The sequence below is a fragment of the Nocardia sp. CA-151230 genome, from assembly GCF_050942175.1.
In the GTDB taxonomy this organism is placed as follows: Bacteria; Actinomycetota; Actinomycetes; order Mycobacteriales; family Mycobacteriaceae; genus Nocardia.
Window position 1 is genome coordinate 8,219,412 of the sequence record NZ_CP192061.1, and the last position, 15,581, is coordinate 8,234,992.

Below are 15,581 nucleotides of genomic sequence, written 5' to 3' on the forward strand. Positions count from 1 at the left end.
GATGCCCGCCGACGACGTCGAGCAGCGGCTCATTCCCGTACTGGGACAACAGATTCGGGTCCGGGTGCACTGGGGCGAGGGTGTTCCGCTGGTGCTGTGCAACGGGATCGGGGCCGCGTTCGAGGTGCTCGATCCGCTGGTCGCCGCCCTCGACCCCCGGACCACCGTGGTGCGGTTCGATGTGCCGGGCACCGGCGGCTCGCCCGATTCGCCGCTGCCGTACGGGTTTCCGTATCTCGCCGCGGTACTGGGCGAGTTGCTGCGCAAGCTCGGCATCCACGGGCAGGTCGATGTCCTCGGCCTCTCCTGGGGTGGCGCGCTGGCCCAGCAGTTCGCCTTCCAGCATCCACGCCGATGCCGCGCCCTCATCCTGGCCTCCACCGGCACCGGCGCGCTCATGGTCCCCGGCCGGCCGCGCACCCTGCTGAAAATGCTCACGCCGCGCCGCTTCCTCGACCACGAGTACGCCGCCCGGATCGCCGGCGACCTCTACGGCGGCACCGCTCGCTCGGATTCCGCTCGGGTCGCGCAGCTGTTCGACCGGCAGCTGATGGCGGGTTCGCGCGTCGGCTATCTGCATCAACTGCTGGCGGGATCGATATGGACCAGCCTGTTCGCCCTGCCGCTCATCCGCCAGCGCACCCTGATCGTGGCCGGTACCGACGATCCCATCGTCCCGGTCGCCAATGCGCGTCTCATGGCACGCCTGCTGCCGCATGCGACCGTGCACCTGCACGCGGGCGGACACGTCGACGTGATCACCAATGCTCCCGGGCTGGCCCCGGTCATCGAATCCTTCCGCGCAAACCCGACCCGGCGGACCGGCGCGGGAATTGTTGGGCGGCAATGACATCCCGACAGGGCACACAGCGGTGCGAATAGACCGCACCGCCCGCGGCATCAGGAGATGACGCGGGCGGCATTCGTCTGGCGGAGCGACGGATCACTTGGTGGGTTCGGGGTGGGTCGTGGGCGTGTGGATGATGTCGAAGTAGACGGTCTTGTCATCGGCCGTGGGATAGACGCGGTAGGTGAAGTCTTTGTCGTTCAAGGTCACGATGTCGACCACGCGGGTGAATTGTGCTTGGCCCGCATCATTTTTCGCGACGATGGTGCGAGTTCTGCCATCCGGGGAGACGGACCAGTCGCCGTGCATTTTCGGGGTGTCGTCGAGGTTGAACATCGTGAAGGTGCCATCGGACTCGAAGTAGGCGAAGCCCACGTAGTTTTTGACATTGTCGTCGGTGAGGGGGACCGCGGTACCGTGGGCGTCGGTCGCGGAGGTGGTCTCCCAGGGCGTGGCGGCCAGCATGGCGGCGGGCGAGCCCGGCGTGACCGCCGCAGATGCCGAGGTGGGCGCCGCGGCGGAGGTGGTGGTGGTGGTCGGGATCGGCTCGCTGCTGTTGCTACTGCAGGCGCCGAGCAGGCCGACCGCCGCGAGGGCCACGGCAAGAGTCGCGATCTTTCTCGTCATCTCTTTACCTGTCATCGGACTCACTGTAGTTATCCGGCGGCGAGACTCCGCTCGGCGAAACGCTGGCAAGCCTGCACCGCGCGGCGAGGTCTGAGGCGTCGGGAGCCATGCAAGAACCCGGCCGGTCAGTGGCCGGGCCCCACCGGAGATCCACCCCCGGAGAACGAGTCCGTCCGCCTGACCGGCCGGGTCGGGTTCGTCGACTCAGTTGCCCTGGGCGGCAACCGAAATCGGCTGCCACTTACGCCAGGTCTCCAAGCGCGATTCGTAGTCCGCGGTGGCGATGGCCAGCGGAACCTCGCCGAGGAAGATGCGCAGCGGAGGCTCGTCGGCGTCGACGACGGCGAGAATGGCCTCACCGGTGGCGCCCGGGTCACCACGGCGGACCGACGAACGCTGGGCGGCGCGGGCCGCACGGGCGCCGTCATAGGCGGGATTCGGGCTGGCGTGCCGCGAGGACGGACCGGCCCAGTCGGTGTCGAAGCCGCCCGGCTCGATGAGGGTCACGTGAATACCGAAGGGCGCGACCTCCTGGGCCAGGGACTGGGACAGGCCCTCGAGTGCCCACTTCGAGGCGTGGTAGGCGCCCAGGTTCTGGAAGGCGGAGATGCCGCCGATGCTGGAGACCTGCAGGATGTGCCCGTTGCCCTGGGCGCGCAGGATGGGCAGCGCGGCCTGGGTCACCCACACCGCGCCGAACACATTGGTCTCCAACTGATCCCGGAGCTCCTGCTCGGTGAGCTCTTCGATCATGCCGAACTGGCCGTAGCCGGCATTGTTCACGACGATGTCGAGCCGTCCGAAATGGTCGGCCGCCTGCCGCACGGCAGCGAAATCGGCCGCGCGATCGGTGACGTCGAGCCGCAGCGCCAGGAAGGTCTCCGGATACTTGGCAACCAGCTCGTCGAGGGTGCCCAGATCGCGTGCTGTACCCGCGACCCGATTCCCTCGCTCCAGTGCGGCGAGCGCCCATTCCCGCCCGAAACCCCTTGATACACCGGTAATGAACCACACTTTGCTCATGTTCTCCGACCCTAGACAGCTGGAGTGCACTCCAAGCAAGGGTCGAGGCCGTCGACCCTGGATAGATGTGCCGATTCCGCCACGCGTGCATATTGCGAGCCGGGTCACATCCGTGGCAAAGTGAGCTCCGCAATATTGAGACTATGCAGTCTCACAAGTGGGGATTCAGGGTGAGGAAGTGGATCGATGAAGACCAGGCGATTGACCGGCCGGTTACTGCGACTCGGGACGGTGTCCATCAGTGCGCTGGTGATGACGGGACTGACCGCGGGACCGGCGCCGGCCGATCCCGCCGCGCCCGTCCTGCCCTCGATTCAGCCGGCGCAGATCCTGCCGCTGCCACCGGAACTCGACCCGGGCTTCTACCAGCCACCCGCCGACGTGGTCGCGGCCGCGGCGCCCGGTGAGATCATCGCGGCCCGGCGGGTCAACCTCGCCAACCTCGGCCTGATCCCGCTCAATGTGGATGCCTGGCAGGTCTCCTACCGATCCAGCAACGGTCGCGACGAGGCGATCCCCGCGGTGGCCACCCTCATCAAGCCGCGCGGGGTCGCGCCGGCGCCGCGCAAGCTGCTCTCGGTACAGATCGCGGAAGACTCGACCGCGGGCTACTGCAGCCCGTCCTATGCGCTGCAACATCTTTCGGCCGCGCCGTTCGTCGGGCAGATCGTCGCGCCCGCCGAGTTCCTGTTCGCGCAGTCCGCGCTACAGAAGGGCGACGCGGTGGTGATCCCCGATCACGAGGGCCCGAATTCAGCCTATGCGGCGGGTCCGCTGGGCGGCCGCATCACCCTCGACGGCATTCGCGCGGCCACGTCCTTCGCACCCCTCGAGGTCGGCGCGGGCGCGCCGGTAGCCCTCTACGGCTATTCGGGTGGATCCATTCCCACCATGCACGCCGCCGAATTGCGCAAAACCTATGCGCCGGAACTGAATATCGTCGGCGCGGCGTCCGGTGGCACCGGCGCGGATCTGGGCGCGGCCCTCCTCATGGCCGACAACCAGGCAACCGCGGGCCTGGTGCTCGGCGCGGTGCTGGGTCTGTCGCGCGAATATCCGGACTTCAACGCCCTGCTCGATCAGAAGCTCAATCCGCTCGGGCAGCTGCTGCGCGCGGTGAAGGCCCCGTTCTGTGTGCAGTACCAGACGGCGCTGCTGCCGTTCCTGAACATCACCGGCATGATCAATTCGCCCGACCCGCTGCAGGAACCGGCGGTGCAGGCCATGCTCGAGGACACCCGCCTGGGCAAGAGCCTGCCCGATATGCCGCTGTTCATCTGGCACTCGCGCTGGGACGAGATCCTCCCGCTGCCCTCGACCAACCAGCTGGTCGACACCTATTGCCAGCATCCCGAGGCACAGGTGGCCTATACCCGGGACTGGGCCAGCGAGCACGTCATGGCCGAGGTCACCGGCGGCCCCGCCGCTCTCATGTGGCTGTTCGATCGACTGAACGGCGTTGCGGCGCAACCGGGTTGCTCCACCACCGACATGCCGTCCATGCTCGGCACACCCGGTGAGCTGCAGACCCTCGGCGACACCCTGGGCGAGACCCTTGCCTCCTTCTTCGGCAAGCCGATCGGAGCCTGACCGACCCGGCCCATCGGAGCCCGGCCGACGTCGGCAATGCGGGCCCAGTCCAGATACAGCAACGTGTCAGCTACCTTGGACTGGGCAGAAGAAATCGACTCCGTGGAGGGTGAGCATGCTGCATACAGATATCCCCACGCACGGCGAGATTCTGGCGCTGGCGTCGGCCACCGGACCGTGGTGCGTATCCGTCTACACCCCGACCGAGGCGGACACCCCGACCCCGGACAAGAACCGGGTGACCTTCGAGAACCAGGTGAAAGAGGTACTCGACCGGGTCACCGACAAGCAGGCCCGGATCGCGCTGACCGACGCCTGCGCCGACCTCATCGACGACGAGGAGTACTGGCGCTTCCAGTCCCGCACCCTGGCCGTGCACGCCACTCCCGAGGGCATGCGCACCTACCGCCTGCCGAATCGGCTCGAACCCAGCGCCACCCTCGGCGACCGCTTCTACATCAAGCCGCTGCTGCGGGCAGTGACCTTCCCGCAAACCGCTTTCGTGCTGGCCCTCTCCGAGAACGCGGTGCGGCTGGTGGAGGTCGCGGCCGAGGGCCCGGCCGGGGAGGTGGCGGTCGCCGGACTCCCGACCGATCTGAACAAGTACCTGGATCTGCCGCCACTGGGCCGCAGCCCGCACGGCCGCCTACAGGGCAGTGAGGGCCGCAAGGTACGGGTGCGGCAGTTCTGCCGGGCCGTGGACCAGGCGCTGCGGCCGGTGCTGGCCGGTCACGACATCCCGCTCATCCTGGCTGCCGCCGAACCGACGGATTCGATGTACCGGTCGGTCGACAGCTACCCGCTGCTGCTGGCCGAGGGCATTCCCGGCAATCCCGAGCACCTCTCCGACGGCGACCTCGCGGCCCGCGCCCGGCAGCTGCTCGATCAGCACTACGCCGCCGAATTGGCCGATGTCCGAGGCGAATTCGAGAAGCGCCGCAGCGACGGCCGCGGCGTCATCGATCTCTCCGACATCGCCCGCGCCGCCACCTACGGCGTCGTGCACACCCTCTTCGTCGATATCGACGCGTCTGTTCCCGGCACCGTGGCCGAGGACGGCGCACTCGCCGCCGCCACCGGCGACGGCGAGGCCCCGGGCGTCCTCGACGAAATCTCGAGGCGCGTGCTCCTTTCCAATGGCCGCGTGCTGGCCGTCCGCGGCGACGACATTCCCGACGGCGCGCACGCGGCGGCCATCCTCCGCTACGCGCCCTAGTCCCATCCGGTAACGCCGGGATCACACCCGTCACCCGCACTCGACCGGTCCGCCGGAACGGGTGCGGGTGACCGCGTTTTCGCTGTTCCAGCCCCTGCGAAGGGCATGGTCCGGGTCCTGGTGCGGTAACGAATCATTCGATCAAGTAACGTTCGGATCTCCTGTGACGACGTCTCCGGTGGTAGACGGCCCGGATGCGCGCAGGGCCTGACAGTTCACTTGTCGGGGTGAGATGGGGATTCGGGCATGGATATTCGTGGCTTCATGAAACGACATAAGATCGCGTCGGCGGTGGCCGCGCCGGCGACGCTGGGCGTGGCAGTAGCGGTCGCGGCGACGTTCGCGATCACGTCGTCGCCGGACTCGAAGCAGGCCGATCCGGCGCTGAAGGCCTCGGTCACGGAATGTCACGACATGGTGACCATCTCGGTGGCCGGGCGCAACGACTCGCCGCAGCAGGGCACCACGAAGATGCTGGTCGACGCCAATGGCAACGAGCTGCCCGCGGCCCTGTCGGACGATTACCAGAGCCACTGGGTGGATCCGGTGGTGAACGCGCCCGGCGGGTCGGTCGACTCCAACTCGTACTGGGCCGTGTACGTCTCCTATCCGGCGAACCTGAACAGCTACGAGGACGCCGTGAACACCGGTGTCGCCAATACCGAGCAGGTGATGCGCGACATCTCCGCGGCCTGCCCCAACACCAAGTACGCCATCGTGGGCTACAGCGAGGGCGCGGATGTCGCGCGCCGGGTCGCCATGGACGTCGGGCACCAGAGCGCCGGGGCGGACGGCAAGTACGGGATCGTCGATCCGGGCAATGTGGCCGGTGTCGTCATTCTCGCCGACTCGGGCCGGACGGCGGGTGAGGGCCCGTTCCCGGGCGCGAAGGACCCCAGTCATCCCGACAACTTCAACCAGAGCTATCAGACCGGCAAGGACGTCGCCGGCGGCCAGGGCGCGCTGCCGGACCAGTCCGGTGACTTCGGCGCGCTGAACGGCCGGATCGCCTCCTTCTGCTCCGACGGCGACCTCACCTGCGCCGCGCCGAAGAACATCTCGCTGCTCCAGCTGGCCATCAATGTCGGCCGCCAGATCAATGCCGACCAGATGCAGAGCGACGGCCTCACCCCCACCACGGGCATTGATGTCGCGGTGGTGCTGGGAAAGATCGCCGGTGACGCCTTCGCCGATATCGCGCACGACCCGGGCTGGTGGTCGAGCAAGGAGACCTTCCTCGACGTCCTGCTCAAGGTGTCGCAGCCGGGCTACAAACCGAATCAGGACAACCCGACCCCGGTGGCCGCGGATTCCATCCAGGCCGAGACCATGTCGCCACTGGCGTACCTGCCGCAGAAGGTCTTCAACGAGGTCGTCGGTCTGATCACCACCAACCAGAACACCATCCCGGTGCTCCTGAACGACCCGTACAACCTGACCCTCGGCCCCAACGGCACCGGTCACCACTTCGACTACTGGCGGGATTCCAACCCGGACAACGGCAAGCCCCTGACCTCCGCGGAGTACGCCGCCGCGTGGCTCACCGAGCTCGCCAAGGAGGCCCAGGCGGGCCAGCTGAACCCGAAGACGCTGACCTCGACCACCACCACGGCCCCCAACGTGCTGGCCGCGGCGCCGAAGAGCGCCACGTCCGGAACCACCACTCCCGCAACCGGTTCCACGACACCGGCCGCCGGAACCACCACGCCGGCCACGACGACGCCCGCCACCACGACTACGACGCCTCCGACCACCACGGTCACCCCGGACGCGGCCACCCCGGCGACGACCACGCCTCCGGTCACGACCACCCCGCCGGTGACCACCACGACGGTTCCGGTCACCACCACTCCCCCGGTGACCACCACGACACCGCCGACCACCACTCCCACCCACTGATCCACCGGCGAAACGAGCATGCGCTGGGGCACACCCGGAAAGGGTGACGCCCCAGCGCATGCTCGTTTCCGAAGGAACTCGCCGGTTCCGGCTCAGCGGATGGTGAACCAGACCAGGCTGCCGAGGCCCGCGACCAGGCAGTAGATGGCGAACGGGGTCAGGGTCTTGGTCTCGAAGTAGGCCGTGAGGAACTTGACCGAGATATAGGAGAGGACGCCCGCGACCACACTGCCCGCGAAGGCCGGGCCGAGGATGGCGTGGTTCTCGTGCTTGAAGAGCTCCGGCATCTTCAGCACGCCCGCCGCCAGGATCACCGGCGTGGCCAGCAGGAAGGCGAAGCGGGCGGCATCCTCGTGGCGCATGCCCTTGAACAGGCCCGCGACGATGGTGCTGCCGGAGCGGCTGATCCCGGGGAAGAGGGCGGCGATCTGCGCGGCGCCGATCAGGGTCGCGTCGCGCATGCCGAGGCGGGACAGCCGGACATCGGAGGCGCGGGCCGGATCGGTCATGGGGAGCACGACGGTGTCCTCCATGGAGAGGTCGCCGGTGCGGCCGGTGGGGCTGGCGAGCTGGAACTCGGGTTCGTGCTCACGCTTGCGCATGAGCTCGGCCGACAACAGCACGAAGCCGTTGATCGCCAGGAAGATCGACGTCGGAACCGGCGTGCCGAGATAGTTGCGGACCGCCTTCTCCAGCAGCAGTCCGGCCAGGCCCACCGGAATCGTGGCGATGACCAGCAATACGCCCAATCTCGCTTCGGGCGTACGTATTTGGCGTGTCAGCACCACATCCCACAGCCCCTGAACGATGCGCACCCAGTCCCGCCAGAAGAAGATCACGAGGGCGAGCGCGGTGGCGACGTGCATGGCCACCAGCAGCGCCAGATACGGGGAGTCCTTGGCGGACATGCTCAGATCGTCGGCCCATTTACCGCCGACCCAGGCGGGCAGCAGAATGCTGTGGCCCAGGCTGGACACCGGGAAGAGCTCACTCACCCCCTGGAGCGCTCCGACGATGATCGATTCCAGGTAACTGATGGCCATTCGAATTCCTGTCGGGGGCGGTGCGGGGATCCGAACACCCCGGGCCGATACACGGGCATTGTGTGATCGCGCCGGGGCAGCTCGCTTGGCGAGGCTACTCGATGCGGTGTCGGCGTGCGCACACGTGGTGGATCGGCGGAGGATGCGGCAGGATGAGAACGATCGGTATACCGGCAGCCAAGGGCGGGAGACGAAAATGCGAGCGGAACTCACGGAGTGGATGTCGCGGGGGAGCTACTTCGACTTCGACGGGCATCGGATCTTCTACATCCGGGAGGGGAAGGGACCGACGCTGCTCTTGATCCACGGCTATCCCTTCAATTCCTACGACTGGCATCGCATCTGGCCGGACCTGACCGCCCATTACGACGTCATCGCGCCCGACATGCTCGGGATGGGCTTCTCCGACAAGCCCATCCGCCACCACTACAGCGTGCTCGAACACGCCGATATGCACGAGGCCCTGTTGCGACAACTCGGCATCGGCGAAACTCTGCTGCTGGCACACGATCTCGGCGTGAGCGTGGCACAGGAGCTGCTGGCCCGCCGCCTCGACGGCACCGCGGCGGCCGACATCCGGGCCGTGGTGTTCCTCAACGGCGGGCTGTTCGTGGAGGCGTATCGCCCGCGCCTGGTGCAGAAGCTGCTGGGCACACCACTCGGTCATCTGGTGGGCCCACTCATGACCGGCGCGGTCATCGCGCCGGCGGTGCGCGAGGTGTTCGGCCCGGACACCAAACCCACCGACGACGAGATGCGGACACTGCAGGAGGTGCTGTTCTACGGCAACGGCCGCTACGTCAATCATCTGGTCGGTCGCTTCGTAGCTGAGCGCACCACCTACCGCGACCGCTGGGTCGAGCCGCTGCTACGCAAGGAGATTCCGATGCGGCTGATCAACGGCCCGCTCGACCCGAACTCCGGCGCCCACATGGTGGCCCGCTACCGCGAACTGGTCGCCGACCCGGATGTGGTGAGCCTGGATCGGATCGGGCACTGGCCGCAGCTCGAAAACCCCGCCGGGGTATTCGATGCGGCGCACGCATTCCTGCGCGCCGCGAATTCGGCCTAGACGCAATCCATTTGCGCGACGCGGAGCCCGGCTGCGTGGAATACTTCCGCGATATGCAGTACAGGGGATTCGACAATCCCGACGTCGGCGAGGATCCCGAGTTGGCTCAGGCCCGCATCTTCCTGGACGAATTGGAAAGGCATGTAGTCAAACTGACCCGGCGATTGCAGACCGCTCCCACCCACGAAGCCCGGCAGTCGATCAGTGCCGAACTCGCCACGGTGCGCCGGTATGTGGATCGCATTCACCGCAGATTCCCGGGAATTGCCGTCGCGAATCCATTTCGCGGCTCACCACCCGGAGCACCCGCGCTGTAGGCAGGCACCGGGCCGGATTCGATTGCGGCTCACCGAGCCAGGTGTGCGCGCCGACGTTCGGCGGAGCGGACCAAATCCAGGCCCACCCGCTCGAGATGCTCGCTCATGCCCAGCAGCCGCACCCCGGCGGGCGTGGCCGAACCCAGCGCGTCGGCGCCGTCGCGCGCCGTGGCGGCCAGCCGCTCATTGGTGCGCGCACCCGCGAGAGTGGCGCGATACCAGGTGGATTCGTCGATCACATAGCGGTCGCGTCGACTGCCCGGATCCCGGTCCCGCCGGATCAGCGCCTGCTCCTGCAGGTAGCCGACGGCTGCGGACACCGTCGCGGGACGCAACGTAGCGTTCACCCTCGTTCGAACAACCCCCCCGAGGGGCGAACGGCGGACGAGGACAACCGATTCAGCGCCCGGTCAGATCGGCGATCACGCTGAAGTCCATGACATCCGTCCCCGCCAGGTACACCGGCTGTGTCGTGTGCGCCCCGCGCACCCGCACCTCGCCGCGCGGACCCCCGTAACTCACCCGCGTCGCTTCGCGCTCGATGACCCGCACATCCAGGCTGCGCGCCGCCTCCGCCAGCGAGGCGAACAGCAGCAGGCCCTCGTAGCAGGATTCGCCGATATTGTTCAGCGCCGGGGCCAACTGCCCGAAACGGGCCGTGTAACGGCCGCCGAACGCCATGCCCTCGCGCGACACCAGACTCTCGAAATAGCCACAGGCCGTGAACAATCCGCGCGCGCTGTCCGGACCGCCCGCGTACAACACGTCCTCGCCGATCATCATGCTCAGCCGCAGCCGCCCGTCGTCCAGCCCGGCCGCCGCGAACGCCCGGTTGAAGGCCGCGCAGTCCGCGCCCACCATGAACACCAGCACCCCCTGCGCGGGCGAGCGCCGGATCAGGTTCAGGGCGGCGGTGAAATCGCGGCCGCCCAGCGGGACGAACACCTCGCCGACCACCTCGATATCGGTGCCGCGCGCGAATTCCCAAGTGGCCCTGGCAGTTTCACGCGGCCATACGTAGTCGTTGCCGACGACGCACCAGCGCCGCACCCCCAGTTCGGAGCGTAACCAGCGCAGCGCGGGGAACAATTGCTGGTCGGGCGTCTCCCCCACCATGTAGACGCCGTCGGAATCCTCGCCGCCCTCGTAGAAGGTGGTGTAGACGTAGGGCACCCGGCCCGCGGTGTGCGGCGTGATCACCTTGCGAGCATTGGACAGGTGCCAGCCGACCACCCCGTCGATCATGCCCAGGCTCACCATCCGGTCGATCTGCGCGGCCAGCACCGGCAGCGGCGCGCCGGCATCCACCGTGTGCAGCCGGACCGGCCGGCCCAGAATGCCGCCGACGGCATTGATGTCCTCCACGGCGAGCGTCGCACAGGCCTCACAGGACGGCCCGAAGATGCCCGCGGGACCGCTCAGCGGCACCACCAGCGCGAGGTCCACCGTGGCCCGGCGCGACCGGAAATCCCGTCGCGTCATCGAACATCACCACCGTCATCGCTGCCTGCGTCCACCCGGTACGGGGCGGTACATGCCGAAAGGGCACGATAGTACCGTTTCGCCGCGAACCGGGAAACCGCTACAGCCCGGCCTCGCCCTATAGTGACCCCGGTGAACAGTCCTGACGCGCGCGAGCTGATCCTGCTCGCCGGTGAGCGCACCATCGCCGAACGCGGACCGGATGTGGCCCTGCGCGATATCGCGGTGGCGGCGGGACAGCGCAACAACTCCGCGGTGCACTACCACTTCGGATCCCGGGACGGGCTCATCGCAGCCATCATCGAACGGCATCAACCGGCACTGGAATCCCGGCGCACCGCTCTGCTGGCCGAACACGAGGCCACGGGCGCGCCGGACAGCGTGGCCGCGCTGGTCGCCATTCTGGTGCGGCCCATGTTCGACGTGCCCTACGCCGAGGGGTCGACGCACTACGCGCGATTCCTCGAGCAGGCACGTGCACATCCCGCCGTGACCGGACCGAATCTTCACGAAAAGCGCTGGGCCGCAACACGAGTCCTGGTGGCGCGGCTTTACCGCGCCATGCCCGAACTCACCCCGGCGCAACGCCGGTACCGGCTGCAGGCCATGACCACCGTCATGTTCGCCCTGCTCGCCGACTACGAACGCCAGGACCTGCCCACCGCGGCCGAGCGCGCCGACGCCCGGGACAGCATCATCGCCATGATCGTCGGGCTGCTGACCGAACCCGTCGGTCAGAGCGCGGCGGTCCGGGCATCCGGGTCGAAGCCGCCGGGGATCTCGTAGACCATCCCGCTGAAGGTGATGCCGAACAGCCGCCCGGCCGAGAAGCCCTGGCCGCCACGGCCGTACTGCACCTCACTGGTCAGCTGCGGTCCGGAGCCGAGCACGCAGTACTGCCCCGGAGCGTCGATACGGACCACCTGGCCGGACGAATTGAACGGCAACACCGGGCGTTCCAGCGAATCCAGCGTCAGCCCGTCGGGCGCGGCGAGCAAGTCACCGCCGGACAGGTCCAGCAGCGACTGCGGGGCCCCCGGGGCATTGGTGGGGATCCGGCTCACGCCCGGGTTCACGAAGGTGCGCGACACGTAGAGGTACGAGTCGTCCCGGTCGAGCACCGCGCCATTGGCACTGGGGAAGCTCGCCCAGTTCGGCTGCACCACGCCGTTCGGGTACACCCGGCCCACCAGGGATCCGAAATCATTGGTGGTATAGACGGTTCCGTCCTGCGCCACGTCCATGCCATCGGACGCCGAAAGGCCCGTCGCGAAGGGACCCACGGCCCCGGTGTCCGGGTCGACGGTCACGATCCCGGCCTGCCGCAACGCATCACCCACGAACACCCGGGGATCCGCGCCGTAGCCGACCAGCAGCCGGCCGTCCGGCAGCCAGGCCAGCGCGCCCGCGCCACCGCTGGGCACCTTGGCGATCGGCACCGCGGGCGCACCCGGTGCGTCGATACGGAAGACCTGCCCGCTGACCAGATCGGTGACGAACGCCCGCCCGGCGGGGTCGATGGTCAGTCCCTCGAGCGCGGCGCCCGGCAGCGAGGCCACCACAGCGGTCGGCTGTCCCGCGCCCGGACAGACCGGCGCGGCCGAGGCCGGCGCCGCGGCGAAACACGACAGCGCCGTGCAGGCGAGCATCGCGCAGGCGAGCGCAGCAGATTTCCTGATCCCCATGTCGCACCTCGTCCATGTCGGCCGGTAAATCTCTGCATCGTATGACGTATCAGATGTTCGGAGGGTTCGATTGTGGCCGTGCCCGGGACTTCGATTCGCCCCAGTCGCCATTTCCGCCGCCTAGCCGCCGGTCTCGCGCCGGCAACCTCCTGGACCTTCGTTCAAATGTCCATTGTCACGCGGATGCTGTTGCAGCACAACAACTTCCAGTAATGATTCCGAGTATTCAGCATTGGACGCCGACCGGATCGGATACTCCTGGATTCGTTCTCGGCTCCGAGCCCCGAATTATCGCCGACACCCGTTCCGCCGAAATCGCGGAACACCTTGCCGAGGACCTGATCCGGGCCGGAAAACCGATCTCATCGGCCACCGGTAGCGACGGTCCGGGCGATATCGTGCTGCGCACAGACGACATCGGCGACCCGGCCGCGGAGTCGTATCGCATCGCAGTCACCGACCGGCTCACCACCGCCGACAGCCCGATAGGCTTCGTGCACGGCACCCAGACCGCCCTGCAATGGCTGCGGCAGACCAGTACTCTGCCCCGCGGCATCGCCGAGGACCGGCCGGACTACAGCGATCGCGGGCTCATGCTCGACACCGGGCGCGAGTTCTTTCCCGTCGTCCGGGTGAAGGCCCACATCCGCGACGCCGCGTACCTTCGGATGAACCTGGTGCAGCTGCACCTGTCGGACTCGCAGGGTGTCCGGCCGGCGAGCGTCACCCACCCGGAGATCACCTCGCCCGAGCACTACAGCGCCGACGACATTCGTGAAATTTTCTCCCATGCAAGGTCTTTCGGCATCGAGATCGTGCCGGAAATCGACATGCCCAGCCATATGAACGCCATCCTGGCCCAGCATCAGGACCTGGTCCTGCGCCCGGCCCGCACCACACCGCAGGACGCGGTGCTGGACAGTGCGATCGGCGGCGGTGCCGGCGGCAAGATCGATCTCACCAATCCCGGTGCCCACCAGTTGATCAGCGATATCCTGCACGAGTTCGTACCCCTGTTCCCCGGGCGCGACTGGCACCTGGGCTGTGACGAGTACATCTCCGCCTACACGCGCTATTCCCAGCTGGGTGACTACGCCACACGGACTTTCGGCCCGGGAGCCGTACCCGGCGACCCCATCATCGACTTCGCCAACTGGGCCGTGGATCTCGTCGAATCGCTCGGTAGGACGTCGCAGGCTTGGAACGACGGCTTCGACCATCCGGGTGTCCTGGCACAGAAACCCGAACTGGTGGTGCAATACTGGTCGGCCGGCGCCGGTGGGTTGCCATGGCTGCCCGGCGGTCGTACACCCGCCGACTTCACCCGGGACGGGCATCCCGTCCTCAATGCGGCCTTCACGCCCACGTACTTCACGACCGGCGGGCCGGCCGCGGCGCTCAATGCTCCGCCGGAACTGCTGTGGGCCTGGGACCCCGGGCTTTTCGTGAACGGACAGCGGCTGCCCGACTCCGATCGCCCGCTATTGCGTGGCTCCATGCTCTTCCTGTGGTGCGATGATCCTGCCGCCCTTACTCCGGAGCAGATCGTCGCTCCGCTGCGGGTCCGGCTGCCGGTCATGGCCCAGCAGTTGTGGGCGGGCACCGGCGGGATCGGGTATCCGGACTTCCTCGGCCGCGCGTCCGCGGTCGGGTGGTCCTGATCAGAAGCGTCTGGCTCCGGCCATCGGCATGGTGGTCAGCGGTGAGACCTTCACACCGGATCCGTAATCGCTGGCGTGGATGACCTTTCCGTCACCGAGATACAGCGCCGAATGTTCGCCGCCGTAATAGGAGACCAGATCACCCGGTTGCAGATCGTCCACCGACACCGGCGTTCCGGCGGCCAACTGCGAATAACTGGTGCGCGGCACTTCGACTCCGGCCTCACGATACGACCACTGCACCAAACCCGAGCAGTCGAAGGAGTCCGGGCCGGTACCGCCCATGCTGTAACTCGCGCCGAGCTTGGTGCGGGCGGCCTCGGCGGCGCGTTCGCCGACGGTCTTCTTCGGCATGGCCGCGGGTACCGGCGCGCGGGGCGCCGCGGGATCGGTCACGCCGGGGATTCCGACCAGCGGGGGCAGGCTGCTGGGCACCGCGATGGTGCCGAAACCGGCTACCACCACCGAGCGGGATTCCGGAGCCGGGATCGCCAGGTGCAGCCCCTCGGGCGAAGGCGCCTGGACCAGAACCTGATCCGGCACCGGGTCGGCCGGGGCGATAGTGATGTGTCCCGGAATCCCGACCATGCGCGAGGCATCCGGCACGCCGACGGCGGAGGTCTCGCCGACCGCGGGCTGCGGCGCGATATCCACACCCGGCGGCGCGATGTCCACACTCGGCACGGAAGCGAGGCCGAACTGGGTCGCGATCTCCGTGGGAATCGCGATCTCGGTGGGAATCTCGATCTCCCCGATACCGGGGACCGAGACCGACGCTGCGTGCGCCTGGCCCGCCGTGAACAGCAGGGCCGCTCCGACGGCTGCCGCGCCGAGGACTCCTGTCGCCAGGGCCCGCAGGCTCAGCCGCGGTAGCACTCGAACCTTCTGTCTATCACCGTTGGTTTCCATGAGCGGTCGTCCTCCGATCAAGCCGTGAAAGCTATTCGGTATCCGTCCATCACACTCGAACTCTTCGGTCCTGCAGCAGATCCGAGAGTGCATATTTCGCCGGAATTGCACAGGGTGCAATGAGTGACATGCGTGTTATCGATAACGAAACAGTAACCATTCACGGCTGTGTCCAATTGGACACGGCCGATTTTCGGCGAATTCGATGAC

Annotated in this window: 15 protein-coding genes; 8 read left to right on the top strand and 7 right to left on the bottom strand. The window is 67.6% G+C overall.

Annotation, left to right across the window (positions count from 1 at the left end):
* The first annotated feature begins 1 nt into the window (after nucleotide 1).
* On the top strand, nucleotides 2-850 hold the full coding sequence (locus ACQP1O_RS38670) for an alpha/beta fold hydrolase (protein WP_433567935.1): 849 nt from the start codon (nucleotides 2-4) through the stop codon (nucleotides 848-850).
* A 93-nt stretch (nucleotides 851-943) separates the two neighbouring features.
* Here ACQP1O_RS38670 and ACQP1O_RS38675 read toward each other — a convergent pair whose 3' ends face one another.
* On the bottom strand, nucleotides 944-1,489 hold the full coding sequence (locus ACQP1O_RS38675; RefSeq protein WP_433563257.1) for a DUF4822 domain-containing protein: 546 nt from the start codon (nucleotides 1,487-1,489) through the stop codon (nucleotides 944-946).
* A gap of 189 nt (nucleotides 1,490-1,678) precedes the next feature.
* On the bottom strand, nucleotides 1,679-2,497 hold the full coding sequence (locus ACQP1O_RS38680) for an SDR family oxidoreductase (protein WP_433563258.1): 819 nt from the start codon (nucleotides 2,495-2,497) through the stop codon (nucleotides 1,679-1,681).
* A 186-nt stretch (nucleotides 2,498-2,683) separates the two neighbouring features.
* On the opposite strand from ACQP1O_RS38680, the gene ACQP1O_RS38685 reads away from it, so the two are divergent.
* The 3 genes from ACQP1O_RS38685 (at nucleotide 2,684) to ACQP1O_RS38695 (ending at nucleotide 7,202) form a co-directional block, all read left to right on the top strand.
* Nucleotides 2,684-4,087: a lipase family protein gene (locus ACQP1O_RS38685; RefSeq protein WP_433563259.1), complete on the top strand. Its 1,404-nt coding sequence runs from the start codon at nucleotides 2,684-2,686 to the stop codon at nucleotides 4,085-4,087.
* A gap of 115 nt (nucleotides 4,088-4,202) precedes the next feature.
* Nucleotides 4,203-5,303, top strand: a complete 1,101-nt coding sequence (locus ACQP1O_RS38690) for a hypothetical protein (RefSeq protein ID WP_433563260.1) — start codon at nucleotides 4,203-4,205, stop codon at nucleotides 5,301-5,303.
* 246 nt (nucleotides 5,304-5,549) lie between these two features.
* The gene (locus ACQP1O_RS38695; protein ID WP_433563261.1) at nucleotides 5,550-7,202 is read left to right on the top strand and encodes a cutinase family protein; all 1,653 of its coding nucleotides are present in this window, start codon (nucleotides 5,550-5,552) and stop codon (nucleotides 7,200-7,202) included.
* Nucleotides 7,203-7,294: 92 nt separating this feature from the next.
* On the opposite strand, the gene ACQP1O_RS38700 is transcribed toward ACQP1O_RS38695, so the two are convergent.
* The gene (locus ACQP1O_RS38700; protein ID WP_379387505.1) at nucleotides 7,295-8,251 is read right to left on the bottom strand and encodes an undecaprenyl-diphosphate phosphatase; all 957 of its coding nucleotides are present in this window, start codon (nucleotides 8,249-8,251) and stop codon (nucleotides 7,295-7,297) included.
* A gap of 190 nt (nucleotides 8,252-8,441) precedes the next feature.
* Between ACQP1O_RS38700 and ACQP1O_RS38705 the strand changes: the two genes are divergently transcribed.
* A complete protein-coding gene (locus tag ACQP1O_RS38705; protein ID WP_433563262.1) occupies nucleotides 8,442-9,317 on the top strand; it encodes an alpha/beta fold hydrolase in 876 nt (291 codons plus the stop codon).
* A 53-nt stretch (nucleotides 9,318-9,370) separates the two neighbouring features.
* Nucleotides 9,371-9,634: a hypothetical protein gene (locus ACQP1O_RS38710; RefSeq protein ID WP_433563263.1), complete on the top strand. Its 264-nt coding sequence runs from the start codon at nucleotides 9,371-9,373 to the stop codon at nucleotides 9,632-9,634.
* A 29-nt stretch (nucleotides 9,635-9,663) separates the two neighbouring features.
* Here the strand turns inward: ACQP1O_RS38710 and ACQP1O_RS38715 are convergent, their stop codons facing one another.
* Nucleotides 9,664-9,954: a hypothetical protein gene (locus ACQP1O_RS38715; RefSeq protein ID WP_433563264.1), complete on the bottom strand. Its 291-nt coding sequence runs from the start codon at nucleotides 9,952-9,954 to the stop codon at nucleotides 9,664-9,666.
* Between the two features lie 79 nt (nucleotides 9,955-10,033).
* The gene (locus tag ACQP1O_RS38720; protein ID WP_433563265.1) at nucleotides 10,034-11,116 is read right to left on the bottom strand and encodes a substrate-binding domain-containing protein; all 1,083 of its coding nucleotides are present in this window, start codon (nucleotides 11,114-11,116) and stop codon (nucleotides 10,034-10,036) included.
* Between the two features lie 132 nt (nucleotides 11,117-11,248).
* Between ACQP1O_RS38720 and ACQP1O_RS38725 the strand changes: the two genes are divergently transcribed.
* A complete protein-coding gene (locus tag ACQP1O_RS38725; protein WP_433563266.1) occupies nucleotides 11,249-11,902 on the top strand; it encodes a TetR family transcriptional regulator in 654 nt (217 codons plus the stop codon).
* On the opposite strand, the gene ACQP1O_RS38730 is transcribed toward ACQP1O_RS38725, so the two are convergent.
* Entirely contained in the window at nucleotides 11,851-12,801 is a 951-nt protein-coding gene (locus tag ACQP1O_RS38730) for an SMP-30/gluconolactonase/LRE family protein (protein WP_433563267.1), read from the bottom strand. The genes ACQP1O_RS38725 and ACQP1O_RS38730 overlap by 52 nt on opposite strands.
* 212 nt (nucleotides 12,802-13,013) lie before the next feature.
* Here ACQP1O_RS38730 and ACQP1O_RS38735 point away from each other — a divergent pair, with 212 nt between their 5' ends.
* The gene (locus tag ACQP1O_RS38735) at nucleotides 13,014-14,462 is read left to right on the top strand and encodes a family 20 glycosylhydrolase (RefSeq protein WP_433563268.1); all 1,449 of its coding nucleotides are present in this window, start codon (nucleotides 13,014-13,016) and stop codon (nucleotides 14,460-14,462) included.
* Here ACQP1O_RS38735 and ACQP1O_RS38740 read toward each other — a convergent pair whose 3' ends face one another.
* Nucleotides 14,463-15,371, bottom strand: coding sequence for a C40 family peptidase (locus ACQP1O_RS38740; RefSeq protein ID WP_433563269.1), 909 nt, complete (start codon nucleotides 15,369-15,371; stop codon nucleotides 14,463-14,465).
* Nucleotides 15,372-15,581 lie beyond the last annotated feature (210 nt).